The organism is Janthinobacterium sp. SUN206, assembly GCF_030587305.1.
Taxonomy (GTDB): Bacteria; Pseudomonadota; Gammaproteobacteria; order Burkholderiales; family Burkholderiaceae_D; genus Janthinobacterium; species Janthinobacterium kumbetense.
In genome coordinates, this window is record NZ_JAPWIB010000002.1 from 655,361 (window position 1) to 674,172 (window position 18,812).

Here is an 18,812-nt window from a genome sequence, read left to right on the forward strand (position 1 = left end):
TGGTGAGGGCCGTGTGCACAGCACGGCGCTGATGCATGGTAAGTGTCTTTCACACGCCGTTGGCGGGCCGTGCACGAAATGCACGTGGCCCGCACGAACGGCACCGGCGTCGATGAAAATGTTGCAAAGGAGTAGCACATGAGCAGCTACAATGCCCGCCATGCCCTCCCTCTTCCGCTACCTGTTGCTGTGCTGCCTGGCCTTGCCCTCTTTCGCCTGCGCCATGCATCCGCTCTCGCTGGACGACGGCTGGCGCACCTGCGGCAACACGGCATCCGCACCCGCCTCGCTGCAGCAGCTGGTCCGGCCGGGCCAGCTGCTGTGCGTCGAGCGCGATGTCGCCCTGGCCGCCACGCCGTCATCGACGCAATTGCTGGTGCTGTCGGCGCTGGCTGCCAGCGAGCTGTGGCTCGATGGGGTCTTGATCGGCAGCAATGGCCAGCCGGCCCGCCAGGCCAGCGGGGAACGCGCGGGCGACGTCGATTTCGCCCTCCACCTGAGGCCGCAGCAATTGGCCATGGGCACGCACCACCTGCGCCTGCTGCTGTCGACGCAGCAGGTGCCGGCCCACCTGGCATCGCCATTCTATGCGCTGTACCTGGTCGACCGGCAAGATTACCGCGCGGCGCTGGCCTGGTACCGGTTGCCGCCACTGCTGCTGGCCGGGGCGCTGGGCGCCGTCGCCCTGCTGTTTCTCGCCTTGACGGTACTGTACCAGCGGCAGCGGCACTGGGCCATGTTTGCGGCGCTTTGCCTGGCGGCGGCGCTGCTGCTGGTGGCGGAACTGTGGCGCAGCTTTGCCGGCTATGCCTATCCCTCGCACATGCCGCGCCTGTACGCCGTCAGCGCCCTGACCTGGCTGTTTTCCGCCTTGCTGCCCCTGTATTTTTATACGGCTTACCGCCTGCCCCGCTGGCCGCTGGCGGCGGCGGTGCTGCTGGCGGGCATCGCGCTGGCCGGCGCGCTGCCCACGCATTTCGACGCGCGCTGCTGGCTGATGTTTCTGACGGGCCTGGCGGCGAGCTTGGCGCTCAACCTGGTCGCCCTGTGGCGCCGCCTGCCGGGCAGCCGCGGCGGCACCTTGATCGCGCTGGCGTCGTGCATCCTGTTCCTGCTGACGGGCAGCCAGTTTGCCGAAGGCGGCTTCGCCCTCGTCGTGTGCTTCCTGCTGCTGCCTGTATGCGCGCAATTGCTGGCGCAGCTATTGCGCGAACGCAGCAAGGCAGCGCGCGCCCAGCAGCTGGAAAACCAGCTCTTGCGCAAAAGCATGCAACCGCACTTCCTGATGAATTCCCTCAGCCTGATCAGCGAACTCAACGCGCAATCGCCGCAGGCGGCGGAAACCTTCATCGAGGCGCTGGGGGCCGAATTGCGCATGCTCAACGAATTCGCACAGCAGCCCAGCATTGCCCTGACGCAGGAACTGGCCCTGTGCGAGAATTACCTGAGCATCATGGGCACGCGGCTGCAGCAGCCGTGCCGCTTGCAGCTCGACGGCGAGGCGGCGGGCATCACCGTGCCGCCCGCCCTGTTGCTGACGGCGCTGGAAAATGCGTTCAGCCACAACCGCTACCGCCACGGCGCGGCCTTTATCCTGCGCATCGCACAACATGCGCAAACGCAAATACTTACCTTGCAGCTGCCCGAAGGCGAGGCGCGCCCCCATGCGGGCAGCGGCGTGGGCGAACAGTACATCCGCGCCAGCCTGCACGCCGTGTTCGGCGATGCGGCCAACTATGCCCGCGCACAGCATCCGGCAGGCTGGCGCCTCACCTTTACCTTGCCGGCGGCGCCATGAATGTGTTGATACTGGAAGATGAACCGCTGATCGCGCAAGGCCTCGAACGCGAAGTGCGCGCGCATTTCGGCGCGCGCCTCCGCAATCTCGTACTGCATGACAATGTGCCGCAAGCGCTGGCCGCCCTGATGCAGGAGCAAGGGCAGGAGCATGTCGACCTGCTGCTGCTGGATTTGCACCTGCACGGCGCGGACGGCTATGATTTGCTGCGCCTGGCCGCCGATGCGCGCTTCCAGACCATCATCGTCTCGGCTCACGCGGAACGCTCGATCACGGCCTTCGAATTCGGCGTGCTCGACTTCGTCGCCAAGCCGTTCAGCCGCGAACGCCTGCACAAGGCGCTGCAACGCTACACGGGGCGGCACACGGAAGCGGCTTCGCTGTCCGTCAAGAAACGGGGGGCGCTGGAATGGATCGCCATGGCCGACATCGACCACGTGCAAGCCGATGGCCACTACAGCAATATCGTGCTGTGCAGCGGCGAGCAGTGCTTTCACGACTTGCCTATCGACAAGCTCATGGCCCTGCTGCCGCCCCACTTCCTGCGCGTGCACCGCTCCTACATCGTCAACAGCCTGGGTTTCAAGCGGCTGCAGATCGGCGCGGGCGGCAAATACGCGCTCGACACGCAGACGAGCACGGGCATCCCCGTGTCGCGCAGCAGCTATCCCGCGCTGAAACAGCGGTTGCTGGGCTGACGTCCCCGCTTACCAGTGCGGGGCGTAATTGGGGAATGGCGAGGTCATGTGTTCGGGTTCCACGGGCGGCGCCATCCAGTCGCGCGGGTCGACCTTGTAGTACTGCAAGAATTGCGCATACAGTTCTTCATGGTGTTCAGCCATCTGGTACGGCTTTTCAAAGAAGGTTTCCGTGGCCACGGCAAAGAATTCGGCGGGATTGGTGGCGCCGTAATGGTCCATCACGCTTTGCTGCTGGTACATGGCGTCGTGGCGCAGGTTGTCGAAGTCGCGCGACAGCACGGTGGCCCAGCTGCGGTAGCTCGACACGCTGGGCAGGTAGGGCGCGCCATTCGCGGCGCCCGATTCACTGTCGAGCTGGTGGGCGAATTCATGCAGCACGACATTGTGGCCATCGCTCCAGTCGGCCGCGCCCCGCTGCACGTGGTCCCAGGCCAGCACCACGCGGCCATCGCCCCAGGATTCGCCCAATAAGCCATTCGCCGACGGCGTCACCACGCCGCCCGGCCCCACTTCATTGCGCGTGACGATGAATTCCGTGGGATACACGAGGATGGTGTCGAGTTCGGGATACACCTGCGTCTGACGGTTCAGCAGCAGCAAACAAGCCTGGCCGGCGATGGTGTAGCGCATCTCGTCCGTGATTTCCAGGCCGCCGCAACCGACGAATTTCTTTTGATACAGGAATTGCACGACGAGGCGGCGCAACTGCTCCTGCAGCGGCGCCGGCATATGCTGATAGACGGGGATATTGTTTTCCAGCACGGCCAGGCCTGCGGCCGGCAAGGGCCTGGCCAGGGCCCGCTGCAGGCGCCAGCGGGGGAACCACAGCGAAAAGACGATGGCCGCCGTGACGAGGGCGATCCACAGCAGCGGGTTCATGCGGCGGCCCGTTTCAGGACAATGGGAGCAATGCAGGAGAACACGGCGTAGGCAGACAAGGACAAGCTCCTTCAAGTGAACCCGCACGGCGCGGGCAGCAGTCCAGCCCACATGGGGATGCTTGCAGTCTTTTCAATCAGACCACGTTCAATCGACTCACCTCGGATGGTTCGGCGCAACGCCAAAAGCCGGGTCGCAACCCGGCTTTCGACATGCGTCTGATAATACGAACCACAAGCGATGCCCGCCAGCCGCCAGGCGGCCGTTCAGGCGCCGTAACAACTATTACTCGGCAGCCTTTTGCTGCGGCGCACCAAACAGGGCAGCGACCAGCGGATCGCGCGTCACGGGACCACGGTTGACGCGGATGGCGTAATGCGTGTCATCGGCCAGGATGTGGAAGTGACGGCCGCTGCCTGCCATGCTTTGCTCGCGCAAGCCTGGACGATCCTTGCGCGGTGGCGCGCCTTCGCGTTTTGGCTGGACGATGGCGGCCAGGAAGGCGCGCACGCGCTCAGGGTCTGGCGTCAGCTGGTACACTGCCTTGCCCAGGTAGGTGGCGGTGCCTTCGATGTAACGGGCCAGTTCGATCACGCCCGCTTCGCGCAGGTCGCGGATGTATTTGCGGGCGCCCGATGGCGAAAACTTGAGGAACCAGGCGATTTCGTCGGCCAGCATCTCGTGCAGCGACAATTCGCCGATCAGCTTTTGCATGTTTTCGATGCGGCGCAGGGTGGCGGACGTCGAACGCACGCGCTCGATCGGTGCCATGGAAATGGGATTCATGCGTTCCGGGGGGATAGGTGCTGCGCGTTCTACCATTTGCGAGCCTTTTTCGGGGCTACGAAGTTCCTGGTGCGCTGCCTTTAATTCGCTCTTCACGTGAGACTGAGTCATTGCATGCATTTGAATACTCCTTTTAAACGATTGCCGGTAGCCCGGATTGTTAAGTTCTTGGCAATTTTTATACCAGAACACCACGAATCCTGAGCGTCTGGGCACAGAATGCCCGTGTCGGCGGCTGCGGTCTGTGCGTTAACGAACATTAGAAGCAAGAAAGTGAAAAATATTGCCCTATTGAATTCTTTCTCTCGTGGCATCTAAAAAAGACATCTAAAAACCGGCAGGATGACCCTGTGCCGCCATTCGTGGCGCAAAGTGAAATAGCGAACAGAAGCGGAAACGCCATTGCAATAAATTCAAGCTTCGCGCGCGGCGCCTGCCGCCCGCATCGCGAATCTTCGACTCTTGCAAAGGAAATATCATGAAAATGCCCGCCCTGTTGGCCGCCGCCTTGCTTGTCACCCTGTCCGCCTGTAAAAAACCGGCCGAGCCGCCCCTGCCCGAAACGGCGCCCAATCCCGCTTCCACCCCACAAGTGATGCCTGCCCCCGTCGCGCCAGCCATGCCGGAAGCGGGTGCCGGCAGCACGACGCCGCCTGCGCCGCCTGCGCCGCTGACCGATCCCGCCACCGCGCCCGCCCTGCCGCCGGCCACGGCGCCGAAGTAAAGCCTACAGTCGAGGCCGGCACGGCCTCAGACGGGCGCCCGCGCGGCGCCATCCCTACTCCACGGGGGAGTTACGCGTTGCCAGCCTGTTTGCAACGCGTTTTTTTACGATTGGAGTCGGCCACGCCCTGAAGGTTCACCGGCAAGCCGCCCCGAAAATGCGGCAATCCGCACAGCCTTTCCCCTCCTCGTGCGGAAAGACGGAATCTCGCCATTTCCCATTTTCACTAGATTCAAATTAAACCTTTATAAACAATCACTTGCAATAAACGTCAAAATGCGCTCCACTGGCACGGAAGATGCTTTTATATTTTCATAACCGCCGTCAGAGCGGCAGCCCGACCCACTATATAAAACCATCTACCTTTTGGAGACAACAGCATGGCACGCACCTTCCGCATCTCGTCCTTCCTGAACACCAAGGCACTGACCGTCGCCGTCGCACTGGCCGCGCAATTCCCGCTGGCCGTCCATGCAGCCGACCTGGTCCGCCTGGGCAACCTGAAATTCGCCCATTACGGCGCCGTCGCCTACATGAAGGAAATCGCGCCCAAATACGACTTGAAAATTGAAGAGCGCATCTTCGCCAAGGGCCTCGACATCGTGCCGGCCATGATTGCCGGTGAAATCGACGTATCCGCCAGCGCGCTGGAAGCGGCCATCACGGGCCGCGCCACAGGCTTGCCCGTGTACCTGGTGGGCGGCTTCGCCAAGGGCGGCGTGCAGATCGTCGGCCGTCCCGACCTGAACATCAAGGGCATTGCCGACCTGAAAGGCAAGAAAGTCGGCGTCACGCGCGGCGGCCCGCAGGAAATCCTGCTGTTTGCCGAATTGACCAAGGCCAAGCTGACCTGGTCCGACAAGCCGGGCAAGGACGTGCAGATCCTGTACATGGGCTACCCGGACTTGAACCAGGCGCTGCTGACCAAGGATATCGACGTCATGAGCCAGTCCGAGCCGTACTCGACCCAGGCCATCCACAAGAAATACGGCGCGGCCATCATCAAGCCTTACGACACGCCGCTGGGCGAACCCGTGCGCGCCCTCGTGATGACGGAAAAGATGTACAAAGAGAAACCTGCCGTGGCCCAGCGCTTCATGGATTGCTTCGTCGCCGCCACGCGCGCCTTCCTGGCCGACCCGAAACTGGCGGAAAAATACGTGCGCGAATCGATGTTCAAGAACCAGATCACGACCGAGGATTACCGCGACGCCATCGACAACGCCATCTTCACGGAAGACATCACGCAAAGCCACGTGCAGCTGACCACCGATTACATGGTGAAATTCGGCGTGGGCCGCATGGCCAAACCGCCTGCGGCACAGGATTGGGTCAAGCTGGACCTGCTGGAAAAAGCCAAGAAATCCTACGCACCACGCTAACCACGCTAATCTGAAAGTATCACGATGAATATTCAAATGATGAAACGCTTCGCGCACGGTGCCGCCGTGCCCGTGGCCGTGCTGCTGCTGTGGCAAGCCATGTCGACGTTCGGCTGGATCAACCCGCAAATCCTGCCCTCGCCCGTGGCCGTGCTGGTGAAATGGTATGAATACCTGGTGCCGATGGAAGCCTACACGCCCGAAACGGGCAATTACCTGGTGTGGATGTTCTCCGGCGAACTGCCGCACGACGCCTGGGCCAGCCTGTCGCGCGTGCTGGGCGGCTTCGCCATCGGCGCCGGCCTGGCCTTGCCGCTGGGCTTGCTAATGGGCACCAACAAGACCATCTATAAACTGTTCGACCCGCTGGTGCAGGTGCTGCGCCCGATTCCGCCGATCGCCTACATTCCGCTGGCCATTTTGTGGTTCGGCCTGGGCAACCCGCCCGCCTTCTTCCTGATCAGCATCGGTTCCTTCTTCCCCGTGCTGATGAATACCATCGCCGGCGTGCGCCAGGTCGACGGCATCTATATCCGCGCCGCGCGCAACCTGGGCGCCAGCCAGATGACCATGTTCCGCCGCGTCATCCTGCCGGCCGCCACGCCCTACATCCTGGCGGGCGCGCGCATCGGCATGGGCACGGCCTTCATCGTCGTGATCGTGGCGGAAATGATCGCCGTCAATAGCGGCCTCGGTTTCCGCATCCTGGAAGCGCGCGAATATTTCTGGTCTGACAAGATTATCGCCGGCATGTTCACCATCGGCCTGTTCGGCCTGGCCATCGACATGGCCATGAATGCCCTGAATAATCATTTGCTGCAGTGGCACCGCGGCCTGGAACACTGAGAGGAACGGCCATGACCACGATCAATATCAATGCAGTCAATAAAATCTTCACCACGGGCGGCGCGGACGTCATCGCCCTGAAGGATATCAACCTGGAAATCGCCAGCGGCGAATTCATCTGCCTGCTGGGACCGTCCGGCTGCGGCAAGTCGACCCTGCTCAACGCCATCGCCGGCTTTTCGCAGCCGACGTCCGGCCAGATCCTGGCCGGCGGCAAGCTGATCACCGAACCCGGTCCCGACCGCGGCATGGTGTTCCAGGAATATGCGCTGTTCCCGTGGATGACCATCGAGAGCAATATTGCTTTCGGCCTGGAAATCGCCGGCAAGACGCCGGCCGAAATCAAGGAACGGGTCGACATGCTGCTGAGCATGCTGGGCTTGACGGAATTCCGTGCCCGCTACCCGAAAGACTTGTCGGGCGGCATGCGCCAGCGCGTGGCGATTGCCCGCGTGCTGGCCCTCGATTCGCCCATCATGCTGATGGATGAACCGTTCGGCGCGCTGGACGCCTTGACGCGGCGCAACCTGCAAGATGAATTGCTGAAAATCTGGAAAGTCTTCGGCACCACCATCGTGTTCGTCACGCACTCGATCGAGGAATCGATCTACCTGGCCGACCGCACCATCGTCATGACCTACCGTCCCGGCACCATCAAGCGCGACGTGGCCATCGAACTGCCCCGCCCACGCGACCCGAGCGACCCGGAGTTCAACCGCCTCAAGCGCATGCTGGGCGAGATGGTGATGGAAGAGCAACAGCGCCATCACAACGCCGAGACCATGGCCAGCACCGCTGATTAGTGGTGTCTGACCAAACCTACTGCGCGTCGGTATAGGCGGCCTGCGATGCTCACCGTACTAGAGTACGGTTCCGCTTCTCGGCCACCTCTCCCTTCCGCTCGCTACGGTTTTGTCAGACACTGCAACTTTGCATGTCAGTCGTAAATCAGGATTCACCCATTCGGGTGAATCCCGCCGTACACTACCATTCCTTCTTTGCGGCACACGCAAGCTTAACCCGACACACGGAGCACCATGGCATTCGGCAAATGGACCCTGAGACCCGCGCTCGGCCCCCTGCTGGCCGTGGGATCGCTGGTCGTGCTGACGTGGGCGTCGTATGCCTGGGTCAAGCAGCGCCAGCTCGATGAATTGCACCGCACCCTCGATTCGCGCGCGGAACTGTATGCGGCGTCCATCGGCGGCGCCCTCAACAAGTACGAATTCCTGCCCCTGGCCGTGGCCCAGAGCGATGCCGTGGCGCAACTACTGGAACAGCCCAGCGCCGACAAGGTCACGCAGATCAACGCCTACCTGGTCGACATGAACCGCCGCGCGGGCGCCTTTGCCGTCTACGTGCTCGACGACAAGGGCACGACCCTGGCGTCCAGCAACTGGCAAGACCGCAGCTCGTACGTGGGCGTCAACTACGGTTTCCGGCCCTACTTCAAGGATGCGATCGCGGGCGGCATCGGCCGCTTCTACGGCATCGGCGCCTCCACCTTCGAGGCCGGCTATTTCATTTCGCAGCCCGTGCAGCGCAACGGGCGCATCATCGGCATCGTCGCCGCCAAGGTCAACCTGGACTGGATCGAGCAATCGTGGCGCACGCCCGGCGCCGGCGAACAGATCTGGGTCAAGGATGCAAATGGCGTGCTGATCCTGGCTACCACGCCCGCCTTCAAGTTCAAGACCCTGGCGCCCCTGTCGCCGGCCGCGAAGAACGATATCAGCGCGCAGCGCCAGTTCCTGCAGGAAAATCTGCCCATCTTGCCGCACCGGTTGCGGCGCCAGTTTGCCGACGGCGCCAGCGTGATGACGCTGGAACGTCCGCAGACGGGCGATACGCCCGCCCTGTCCGGCAGCGCCGACTATCTGGCCGTGAACCGCGCTCTGGGCCCGCTGCAATGGCAGATCACCGTGCTGGCCGAGCTCGACCAGGTCGACGAGGCGGCGCGCAACGCGGCCATCGCCGCCGCGCTGGGCTGGGCCTTACTGTTGCTGGCCCTGATGTATGCGCGTCAGCGCCGGCGCCGCATCGCCGACAAGCTCAATGCGCAACAGACGCTGGCACGCGCCTATGAACAGCTGGAAATCAAGGTCGAGCAGCGCACGGCCGACCTCGTGCACGCGAATGGCCGCCTGCAGGCGGAAGTGGCCGAGCGCGAGCGGGCCGAGCAGACCCTGCGCTATGCCCAGGCGGAATTGGTGCAAAGCGGCAAGCTGGCCGCCATCGGCCAGATGGCGGCCGGCGTCACGCACGAGCTGAACCAGCCGCTGGCCGCCCTGCAGACGTTTTCCGACAATGCCAAGGTCTTCCTGGCGCGCGGGCGCATCGACGATGCGCTCGACAACCTGTCGACCATTTCCGACCTCGTCAAGCGTCTCGGCTACGTGACGTCACAACTAAAAGGCTTTGCCCGGCGCAGCGACGATGCCCGCAAACCCGTCAGCGTGCGCCAGGCGTTTGCGCAAACCATGCTGCAAATCCGCACCCGCAAGCATTCGCAACGCCTGACCCTGCATGAAAGCTGGCTGGAGGACGACATCATCGTCCTGTGCAACGCCATCGGCCTGGAACAGGTGTTTACCAATCTGATCACGAACGCCATGGATGCCGTGCCGGAAAACGAGCCCGTGCAAATCTGGTTCCAGGTGCGCCGCGAAGGCGACCTCGCCGTGCTGCATATCACCGATAATGGCCCCGGCATCCCGCTCGCTTCGCTGGACAAGATTTTCGACCCCTTCTATACCACCAAGGAACACGGGCTGGGCTTGGGATTGTCGATCAGCGCTGGCATACTGCGCGCGGCCGGCAGCGCATTGGCCGTGCGCAACCGCAGCGCGCAGGAAGGGGGCGGCGCGCAATTTACCATCACCCTGAGCTGCGCCCCGGGGGAAAAGAATAAAGAGACAGAGGAAACACCCGATGCACGAGAATAATTTTGAAGGCATGCAAGTGCTGCTGGTGGAAGACGACGCGGTCGTGCGCAAGGGCGCGCGGCAATCGCTGGAACTGGCGGGCTTGCAAGTGACCGCCGTCGCCACGGCCGAAGAAGCGCTGCCCTACCTAGTGCCGGAATTTGCGGGCATTTTATTGAGCGATATCAAGCTGCCCGGCATGGATGGCTTGAAACTGCTCGATATCGCCGTGGCGCAGGATGCCAGCCTGCCCGTCATCCTCGTCACGGGCCACGGCGACGTGTCGATGGCCGTGGGCGCCATGCGCCGTGGCGCCTACGATTTCATCGAAAAACCGTTTTCCGCCGACTTGCTGGTGGAAGTGTGCCGCCGCGCCCTGGATAAACGCCATTTGGTGCTGGAAAACATGAACTTGCGCCGCCAGCTCGAACAGCGGGTCGGCATCGAGGCGCGCATCGTCGGGCGCAGCGCGGCCATGGCCAAGGTGCGCCAGCTGGTGCTGAACCTGGCGCCGAAATCGGCCGACATCATCATCCTCGGCGAAACGGGGACCGGCAAGGAACTCATCGCCCGCTGCCTGCACGATTTCAGCGAGCGGCGCGACCACCCGTTCGTGGCCATCAATTGCGGCGCCCTGCCCGAATCGATCTTCGAATCGGAACTGTTCGGCCACGAAGAAGGGGCATTCACGGGCGCGCAGCGCCAGCGCATCGGCAAGATCGAGTACGCGAACGGCGGCACCTTGTTCCTCGATGAAATCGAAAGCATGCCGCTGGCCCTGCAAGTGAAACTGCTGCGCGTGCTGCAGGAACGCCAAGTGGAACGGCTTGGTTCCAACAAATTGATTTCCGTCAATTTCCGTGTCATCGCCGCCGCCAAGGAAGACTTGAATGTGCTGGCCGAACAAGGGAAATTCCGGCCCGACCTGTATTACCGCCTGAACGTGGCCAGCCTGACCCTGCCCGCGCTGCGCAACCGGCGCGAGGATATCCCGCTGCTGTTCGAATTCTTCGTGCTGCAAGCAGCCTTGCGCTACGGCCAGCCGGCCGCCCTCGTCAGCGGCGAACTGATCGCCTCGCTGATGGCGCAGCGCTGGGCCGGCAATGTGCGCGAGCTGCACAATGTGGCCGACCGCTTCGTGCTGGGCCTGCTCGACGACACCCTGAGCCCGGCCGGCTGCCGCGAAGCATCCTTGGCCGAACAAGTGGACACCTTCGAAATTTCCATCATCGAGGAAGCCTTGCGCCGCCACAACGGCAACGTCATCGACGCGGCCGCCAGCCTGAATATCCCGAAGAAAACCCTGTATGACAAGCTCAAGCGCTTCGATATCTCGACGGAACAGTTCCGTTGATCTGAAGCAAATAGCCGACACGGCCATGAGGCGGCGTCCTACCCGTGCGGGCGGACTCCTGTGTGAGAATGCAGGCTCAACCTCATTTCTCACAGGATACCGCCATGAAAACCGCCGCTCTCTTGCTGGCAGCCACCCTGATGACCGTCGGCGGCGCCTGGGTGCAAGCCCAGTCGACGACGAATGTGAACCAGACGGGCAATCACACCAACAATGCCAGGGACCCGGGCCAGCAATCGGACCAGTCCGACAAGCTCGATAACAAGGGCAAGCCGATCCACGACGCCAAGCCCGCCAAGACGCGCACGGACAAGCGCACGCGGCGCGGCAAGCCCGTGGCCACGCCGGGCACCCCGGCCGCCAGCGGACCGGCCACCGCGCCGCCAGCGACGCCAGTCGCGCCGGCCCGCTAAGTCTGCCTCCAGCGCTGCGCCACATTGCTCCAAGGCACGTTATCATCGCGCCTTTGCAATATATCCAGGATGACAATGAAAGCAGCATGGTGTGGAATGGCGGCGGCCAGCATATTCGCGGCCGCGAGCGTACAGGCGGCGCCCACGGTGGGCGAATGCATGGAATTGACGACAGGCATCAAATTCAGCAAGAACAATGGCGACGCGCAAGTCAACGTCGAGGAGATGTTCGAGGGCAAGAAACAAAAGGGCACGCAGCTGATCCTCGACGGCGGCGTGCTGCTGGCCACGTCCTACCAGGATATCCGCGACGGTCAGGTCTTCCTGACGGGCGCCATCCATTACAACGAAGACGGCACCGTGCGCAGCAAGAACGTCTACACGCCGCAGTCCGCCATCCCCGCCAACATGCGCCCCGGCCAGGAAGTGCGCGTGCAATTCACGGACACGCGAACGGACACCCACTACCCGCTGGCGGGCCTGTCGGACAAGATCACCACCTCCACGCGCACGGATAAACGCGATTTCTCGATCACCTTCCTCGGCTGGGAACGCCTGGAACTGGGCGGCCGCCGCTTCCCCGACGCCTGCAAGTTCGAACTGCGCGACGTCGGCGGCAAGAGCCGTGGTAAAAGCGGTGAATACGTATGGTACGCGCAAGGTTATGGCGCGATCATGATGGACAAGCTGGACAAGGATGGCGACGTGCAGCCCGCGTACCGCATCGCGCTGACGAAGATCATCAGCGCGCCGTAAGGACGCCTTCTTTTCCGCAATGCTTGCGGAAACGCAATTAATCAGTCATCCCGCCCCTCTACACTGACCTGTCTGGTCAGCCTGGAGCGGCGATGGCGTATCCCAAACTTCCGTATATCAGCGGCAAGAGCACCGCCCTGCTGCACTGCGACCGCATGCAGGAAGCCATCGTGCGCATCCGCCCCGAACTGCCGGGCAACGTCATCGTCATCCATGGCGTCAATGACGTGGGCACGAGTTTCAGTGCCGTGGAAAAGGGGCTGTGCCAGGGACTCGACGCGCGCATGTACGGCGGCGGCCACGTTTTCACCCCAGCCGCCTACCGCCTGCCGCAAGAGGCCGACAAGCGTAAAACCATCGCCGACCCGGACGATGTGTATTTCAAGCGCAAGCCTGATGAGGCGACGTACAGCCCCATCATTCCGTTTTACTGGGGCTTTCGCGAACGCGGCAACGCCAGCAAAGTGGTCAACGGCCAAAACACTGACCGCTACGGCAACCGCCTGGACAAGGACATGTCGAAGAACGGCGGTCCGTTCGGCAATGCCACCAACACCCTGCCCGACATGTGGAACAAGGGGCTGTTTTCACCCTACGATGTGGGCGGCGACCCCGTGCGTCCACTGATGACGGCGCCAGGCCGCATGTACATGGTGCTGGCGGCCAAGCGCCTGGCCGCGCTGATCGCCATGATCCGCGACTACGACAGCAACGACGTGGTATCCATCGTCGCGCACAGCCAGGGCTGTCTGATCTCGCTGCTGGCGCAAGCCTTCCTGCTCGATGAGGGCAAGCGCCCCGCCGACACCCTGATCCTCACGCATCCTCCCTACAGCCTGGTGGAAGACACGACGATGTTTTTCGGCGCGGCGGAGGCGAGCCGCATCTTCGGCGGCGGCCGCGATGCGGCGATGGAAAGCCAGTACGACGCCATCGACAACCGCCAGACCCTGCATGCACGCCTGCAAACCCTCGTACAGATCGTGCAGGGCGTGGTGGCAAAAAAGCACGCCACGCCCGCCTTTGCGCACATCAAGGATCACACTATCTGCCATGGCATGGCGGGCGCCGCATGGCGCGCGGAAGCGGACCGCGACAACCGGGGCAAGGTTTACCTGTACTTTTGCCCCGAAGACATGACTGTGGCGCTGGATAATATGCAGGGCATAGGCTGGCAAGGCATACCCGACCACATCGATGGCCATGGCCTGTCCAAAACCAAGGGCAAGACGAACAAAAGCATCTGGGGCGACGGCCCCACCTACTGGGAAAAGGAATTCCAGCGCCGCCAGCCGCTGGCGGAACTGGGCAAAGGGTTTCACCAGCGCGTATTTACCAACAAACAACGCCCCGATGCGGCCGGCAAGAACCGCGGGCCGGTGCCGGTGGGCCTGCCGCCGCACGACTTCGCCCTGCGCGTGGAAGGCGAGGATGACCATGCCCACGTGGCGGGCGCCAACCGGGGTCACCGCGCCAGCCATGACGAAGCGCCCTGGCCGCCCGTCAAGCCCAGCAAATGGAATGTCTTTTCCACGGCAGCGGGAAGGCGCGAAGGCTTGCGCACGATCAATGGCGAAGCGCTGCGCGTACCCACGAAGGCCGTGTTGGACGGCGGCGAGATCCGCCCTGGGCAATTCCCGAAGGATTCCGACCAGGCCAGGCTGCCGCGCGACCAGCAAGGACCGTGCGAGGAAGTCGACCCGATCGACGCGGCCATCGCGGTGACCAGCAAGAAAGGTTTGCGCATCCGCAAGCAGGAAATCATCGCCGATCCGCGGCCGCTCAAGCATCGCATTCCCGAGTACGGCGCCGGCATGTTCGGCGCGGGCGAGCGCGAGCAAGTGGAAAAGGCCCTGAACCTGGGCAAGGAAGCGGGCGACCAATGCAAGCTCGACCGCGTCTCGCGCCACCCGGGCGGCGGCGACAGGCTGCGCGTGGACCGCGAAGAAACCCCGAACGAGGCGCGCCAGCGCTGGCAGAACGAGGTCAGCCCCAAATCCTTCCACGGCGCCATCATCGGTAACGCAGAAAACCACCGCAACGTGACGGCGTATGACGTGGCCATCGGCGGGGGCAAGGCCAGCAGCGATCCGAGGTTTTACCGGTATTTGTGTGCGGTGGCGGATTGGCGGCTGCAAAACGACAAAAAAAATCCTATAAGACAATCCATCCTGAGATGGGAGGATTTCATGAAAAAATTTGCAGCCTATTGGGCTGCAGAACCTCTACAACGCAAGCAAATCATTGAAGGTAATGCCCATTATTACAGTTCGGGAGAGTTACCAGCCTTTGTGCCCGCATTGCAAGCAGGCCTGCCGTCTACCGTCATTTGTGAAATAGTCAACGGTAGGTGCACTGAGTCGCTCATCACTCCGGTCGTCCATAAATCAAGCGACGATATTCCAAGATGAAAAATTTATTCCCACGCTGGCAGTATTCGATTGGTGCAGCTGCCATCGTGTTGGCACTGCTACTACTGTTCATTCCATCCCCTTTCTTGCTGGAGTTCACAATGAGCAGAAAAATATGGAAGCACCTGCGATGGTTCTTGCTGATCCCCCCCATCGTGGCAGCTACATTGCTCGGCTCTCGCTGGCTGCATTCGCCCAAGCCCGTGGCCGTCGCAAAGCCGCAAGTGCAGCAGGCGGCGCCTAGCGAACAGGACAAGCGGGAATATGTGCTGGAAGTGATCGGTCTCGGCGTCACCCTGGACAAATACCGGCAGGGAAAACTGTGGGAAGCGCTGCAGCAGGGAAACGCCTATGCCAGCATCCGCGAACAGGACAAGGAAAAGTACACCTGGGATGCCATGCAAAGAGCTGGAATAGCAGGTGGCCGCGGTGGCGACACACTGGAGAATGGGGCGAGGGATACTCCCATGTATTTTGGCGTCCCCGTTTTCAATGCTGAGCCACCAATCTTTAATTCGCGCATGCTGGACAGCCCCGACTCGCCAGCCATAGGCCTGGCCGGTGGCGCCGCGTCATCCGGTCTGCACTGGCATCTGTTCGCCAGTGGTCCACGCCGCCTGAGCGAACATCCGGACCGCATCCTGGAAGACGTGTTCGCCTTTTTCGATGCCCATCCCGACGTGCCTTACATCGTGCTCAATTCCGAAGACAGCATGCCCACGCGCAACCTGTACAGCCCGGACAACTCTCCGCCGCTCACACATGACGGCCGCTACATTCCCGAAATGCCCGACGCCTCCGCCCTGTTCGTGCTGGCCCGGCGCGAACGCATCGATGCCGTGCGAAAGTTCGCCTACGACGATGCACCGCCCGAGGATAGCGTCGATGACTTGAATACCTACGGCGTGGCGCGGCGCCTGTATCTGGCCTACTATGACTTGATGGGCACCGTGCCCCAGGAACGTCTGGAAAGCGACCCGGCAGCCACCACCCGGCGCCAGCCCTCAATCGCCGAATGGCTGCCCGTCGCCGCACAATTCGCCCGGCGTCCCGACATCCGTGGCACGGGCAGCTTCAGCATGCTCGACAAGCTCCAGCACAAGACCTATCACCCGCCGAAAGAGTGGCAGCCCACGCCCTGGTTTCCTGTGCCCTTCAACAAGGAACAGTTGGCGCAACTGGACCGCCTGCCGACCTTCGGCTTCATCCACAGGCCCACGTTCGTCAGGATGACGGATGAACACGGCAAGCCGCTCACGCGCCGCGACCAGCGCGAACAGGCCTTGCAGGCGGGCTGGCAGGAGGCCCTGCACAGCTTGCCGGAAAGCGAACGTCCCGCCGCGCCGGCGCGCCTGGTCGCCGCCACGGGCGGCAATCAGGCACAGCTGGTGGCGTTGCACAAGACCTTGCTCAAGCATGCGGAAGATGGCGGCACGGAACTCGACAGCGGCAAGCCGCAGCAGTGGATCGATACGGACCAGCGCCTGGGCAACACGGGCGCGGCCACTCTGTTCGTGCAAATGGCCGTCGGCGTGATGGGCAGCTACCGCGACGGCGGCGTCAGCGCCGTGGTGAATCTGCGTAATCCGGAAGAAGCGACCATCGTGCTGGTCAGTCCGCCATCGGACGAAAGACGCCGCACGCAAAAACACCCGCACGGCGGCGATGTATTGCGGCATTACGTCACGCCAGCCATCGACCCAGCGAACTATCCATCGAACTGATTACTTACCCTGTGCGGCAAGCTGCGCCAGCGCATTCCCCCGCACTTGGAACGCCACCTGCGCCACCGTCTTGCCGGCGTCGTCGACGAGGGCCAGCGCGTGCTTGCCGGGCACGGGGCGCCAGCTGATGCTCTCCGCCGCGCCGCCCATGTCCTTGCCGTCGAGCACCCAGCGCAAGTCGCGGCTGCCCTGGGCCTGGAAGAACACGCGCTGCAGGGCGGGCGGGATGTCGGGATCGATGGCGAGGATGCTGTCGTCGGCCGGATACACGATGGCGGGCGGCTTCACGGTGTCGCCCACGACGGCGATGACGGGGCTTTCCGTGCCGGCAATAAACCATTCGCGGCGCGGCGCTTCCAGCGCGGGTTGGTACGCCACCATTTGCTGCAGCACGCCGGGCGGCGCTTTCGGCGCATGGCTGGGCACGTTCCTGTGCAGATAATCCATCACGTCGCGCCACACGGGCGCGGCGCCCGTCACGCCCGACACGTCCCACATGGGCTTGCCGTCGAAGTTGCCCACCCACACGCCCACCGTGTAGCGCGCCGAATAGCCCATGCACCAGTTGTCGCGCATATCCTTGCTCGTGCCCGTCTTGACGGCGCTCCAGAAATTCGTCCCCAGTTCGTTGCGCAAGCCAAAGGTCATGCTGCGCGCGGCGCGGTCGGCCAGGATGTCGCCCACGATGAAGGCGGCGCCCGCTTCCATGACGCGGCGTTTGTCCTTGCCCGCCTGGCCCGGCTGCAGGCTGGCCGTGCTGTACAGCCCGCCATTCGCCAGCGCGCGGTAGGCGTTGGCCAGTTCCAGCAAGGTCACTTCGGACGAACCCAGCGCCAGCGAAGGGCCGTAGTATTCGGCCGGTTCCGTCAGGCTGGACAGGCCCACGTCCTTCAGGCGGTTGTAGAAGCCGTCCTGCCCCGTCAGCAATACCGTGCGCACGGCGGGAATATTGAGCGAACTGGCCAGGCTGGTGCGGGCGCTGACATACCCTTTGAAATTGCGGTCATAGTTTTGCGGCGCATACATGCCGGACGCCGTGGCGACGTCGAGCGGCGAGTCGTCCATGACGGACGCGGCCGTCATCAGCCGGCGCTCGATGGCCAGTTCATACAGGAATGGTTTCAAGGTGGAACCAGCCTGGCGCAAGGCCGCCACGCCATCGACATGACTGCCGCCCGCATTGCCGACATAGGCGAGAATGTCTCCGCTGCGGTTGTCGAGCACGATGATGGCGCCATCGTTGACATTGCGCTCGCGCAAGGATGCCAGTTGCTGGCGCAGGTTTTCCTGCGCGAAACGCTGCAAGGGACCGTCGAGCGTGCTGGCCACTTGCGCGCCCGGCTGTTTCAACAGTTGCTGCGCCACTTGCGGCGCCGGCGCCAGGTCCGCGTACAGCGCGTTGCGCTGCAAGGCCGTCTGCACGCGCTGGCCGATCAGCTGGCAACTGCTGTCCATGCGCCATTCCTTCGCCAGCGCGCAGGCGCGGCGCGTGACGGTGGCCGGCGGCGCGTTCGGCGCCCGCACGAGGCTGGCCAAAATGATGCCATCCGTCTGGTTCAGGCCCGACGGCGCCTTGCCGAACAAGCTGTACGAGGCGGACGCGATGCCCTGCAATTCGCCGCGGAACGACACGAGGTTCAAATACGCTTCGAAAATCTGCGCCTTGCTCCAGCTATCCTCGATCGCCTGGGCCGCGCGCATCTGGTCCCACTTCTGGCGCAGGCTGCGTCCGCCCGAGGACGCCTGCAAGTCCGCATCCAGCTGGCCCGCCAGCTGCATGGTGATGGTGGAAGCGCCCCGGGGTTTCTTGGAAAACAGATTGTCCCAGGCGGCCGTGGCCAGCGCGGACACATCCACGCCGCCGTGGCGCATGAAGCGCTGGTCTTCCGCCAGCAGCACGGCTTGCTGCACGGCGGGAGAGATGTCGGCCAGCGGCACCCACGGCAAACGCCGCACCTTCATGTCCACGCGCAAGGATTGCAGGGGCGCGCCGCTGCGGTCCAGCAATTGCGCTTCCGAACTGCGGTAGGCGGCCTGCACCTGGGCCGGCGTCAGGACCACCTCGGCGAAAACCTGGCCGGCCAGCAGGCAGCCCGTGAAAAAAATCAAACTCT

The 18,812-nt window shown here is 63.1% G+C and carries 15 protein-coding genes; 12 read left to right on the forward strand and 3 right to left on the reverse strand.

Features of this window, described 5'->3' with window-relative positions; genetic code table 11:
* Positions 1-160 precede the first annotated feature (160 nt).
* Positions 161-1,798 (forward strand): histidine kinase, encoded by a 1,638-nt coding sequence (locus O3300_RS15810; RefSeq protein WP_305053479.1) that lies wholly within the window; start codon positions 161-163, stop codon positions 1,796-1,798.
* Entirely contained in the window at positions 1,795-2,496 is a 702-nt protein-coding gene (locus O3300_RS15815; protein ID WP_305053480.1) for a LytTR family DNA-binding domain-containing protein, read from the forward strand. The genes O3300_RS15810 and O3300_RS15815 overlap by 4 nt, the downstream gene beginning before the upstream one ends.
* Positions 2,497-2,505: 9 nt before the next feature.
* On the opposite strand, the gene O3300_RS15820 is transcribed toward O3300_RS15815, so the two are convergent.
* Together O3300_RS15820 and O3300_RS15825 are read right to left on the reverse strand one after the other, a co-directional pair.
* Positions 2,506-3,378: a zinc-dependent peptidase gene (locus O3300_RS15820; protein WP_305053481.1), complete on the reverse strand. Its 873-nt coding sequence runs from the start codon at positions 3,376-3,378 to the stop codon at positions 2,506-2,508.
* Between the two features lie 285 nt (positions 3,379-3,663).
* On the reverse strand, positions 3,664-4,164 hold the full coding sequence (locus O3300_RS15825; protein WP_010396453.1) for a winged helix-turn-helix domain-containing protein: 501 nt from the start codon (positions 4,162-4,164) through the stop codon (positions 3,664-3,666).
* A gap of 478 nt (positions 4,165-4,642) precedes the next feature.
* Here O3300_RS15825 and O3300_RS15830 point away from each other — a divergent pair, with 478 nt between their 5' ends.
* From O3300_RS15830 to O3300_RS15875, 10 genes are all read left to right on the forward strand, one after another.
* Complete coding sequence (locus O3300_RS15830) at positions 4,643-4,888, forward strand: hypothetical protein (protein ID WP_305053482.1); 246 nt, start codon at positions 4,643-4,645, stop codon at positions 4,886-4,888.
* Positions 4,889-5,268: 380 nt separating this feature from the next.
* Positions 5,269-6,270 carry an ABC transporter substrate-binding protein gene (locus tag O3300_RS15835; protein ID WP_099664875.1) on the forward strand — a complete coding sequence of 334 codons (1,002 nt, stop codon included), beginning with the start codon at positions 5,269-5,271 and terminating at the stop codon, positions 6,268-6,270.
* Between the two features lie 36 nt (positions 6,271-6,306).
* The gene (locus O3300_RS15840; RefSeq protein ID WP_369812242.1) at positions 6,307-7,116 is read left to right on the forward strand and encodes an ABC transporter permease; all 810 of its coding nucleotides are present in this window, start codon (positions 6,307-6,309) and stop codon (positions 7,114-7,116) included.
* 11 nt (positions 7,117-7,127) lie between these two features.
* Positions 7,128-7,919 (forward strand): ABC transporter ATP-binding protein, encoded by a 792-nt coding sequence (locus O3300_RS15845; protein WP_077401587.1) that lies wholly within the window; start codon positions 7,128-7,130, stop codon positions 7,917-7,919.
* A gap of 234 nt (positions 7,920-8,153) precedes the next feature.
* Positions 8,154-10,061 (forward strand): ATP-binding protein, encoded by a 1,908-nt coding sequence (locus O3300_RS15850; RefSeq protein ID WP_099664876.1) that lies wholly within the window; start codon positions 8,154-8,156, stop codon positions 10,059-10,061.
* On the forward strand, positions 10,048-11,394 hold the full coding sequence (locus O3300_RS15855) for a sigma-54 dependent transcriptional regulator (protein ID WP_034758888.1): 1,347 nt from the start codon (positions 10,048-10,050) through the stop codon (positions 11,392-11,394). The genes O3300_RS15850 and O3300_RS15855 overlap by 14 nt, the downstream gene beginning before the upstream one ends.
* Positions 11,395-11,498: 104 nt before the next feature.
* The gene (locus O3300_RS15860) at positions 11,499-11,807 is read left to right on the forward strand and encodes a hypothetical protein (protein ID WP_305053483.1); all 309 of its coding nucleotides are present in this window, start codon (positions 11,499-11,501) and stop codon (positions 11,805-11,807) included.
* Positions 11,808-11,966: 159 nt separating this feature from the next.
* Positions 11,967-12,563 (forward strand): hypothetical protein, encoded by a 597-nt coding sequence (locus O3300_RS15865; protein ID WP_305053484.1) that lies wholly within the window; start codon positions 11,967-11,969, stop codon positions 12,561-12,563.
* 92 nt (positions 12,564-12,655) lie between these two features.
* The gene (locus O3300_RS15870) at positions 12,656-14,974 is read left to right on the forward strand and encodes a DUF3274 domain-containing protein (protein ID WP_305053485.1); all 2,319 of its coding nucleotides are present in this window, start codon (positions 12,656-12,658) and stop codon (positions 14,972-14,974) included.
* A 101-nt stretch (positions 14,975-15,075) separates the two neighbouring features.
* A complete protein-coding gene (locus O3300_RS15875; RefSeq protein ID WP_305053486.1) occupies positions 15,076-16,698 on the forward strand; it encodes a DUF2875 family protein in 1,623 nt (540 codons plus the stop codon).
* On the opposite strand, the gene pbpC is transcribed toward O3300_RS15875, so the two are convergent.
* On the reverse strand, positions 16,699-18,807 hold the full coding sequence (gene pbpC / locus O3300_RS15880) for a penicillin-binding protein 1C (RefSeq protein WP_305053598.1): 2,109 nt from the start codon (positions 18,805-18,807) through the stop codon (positions 16,699-16,701). It abuts the gene before it with no gap.
* Positions 18,808-18,812 lie beyond the last annotated feature (5 nt).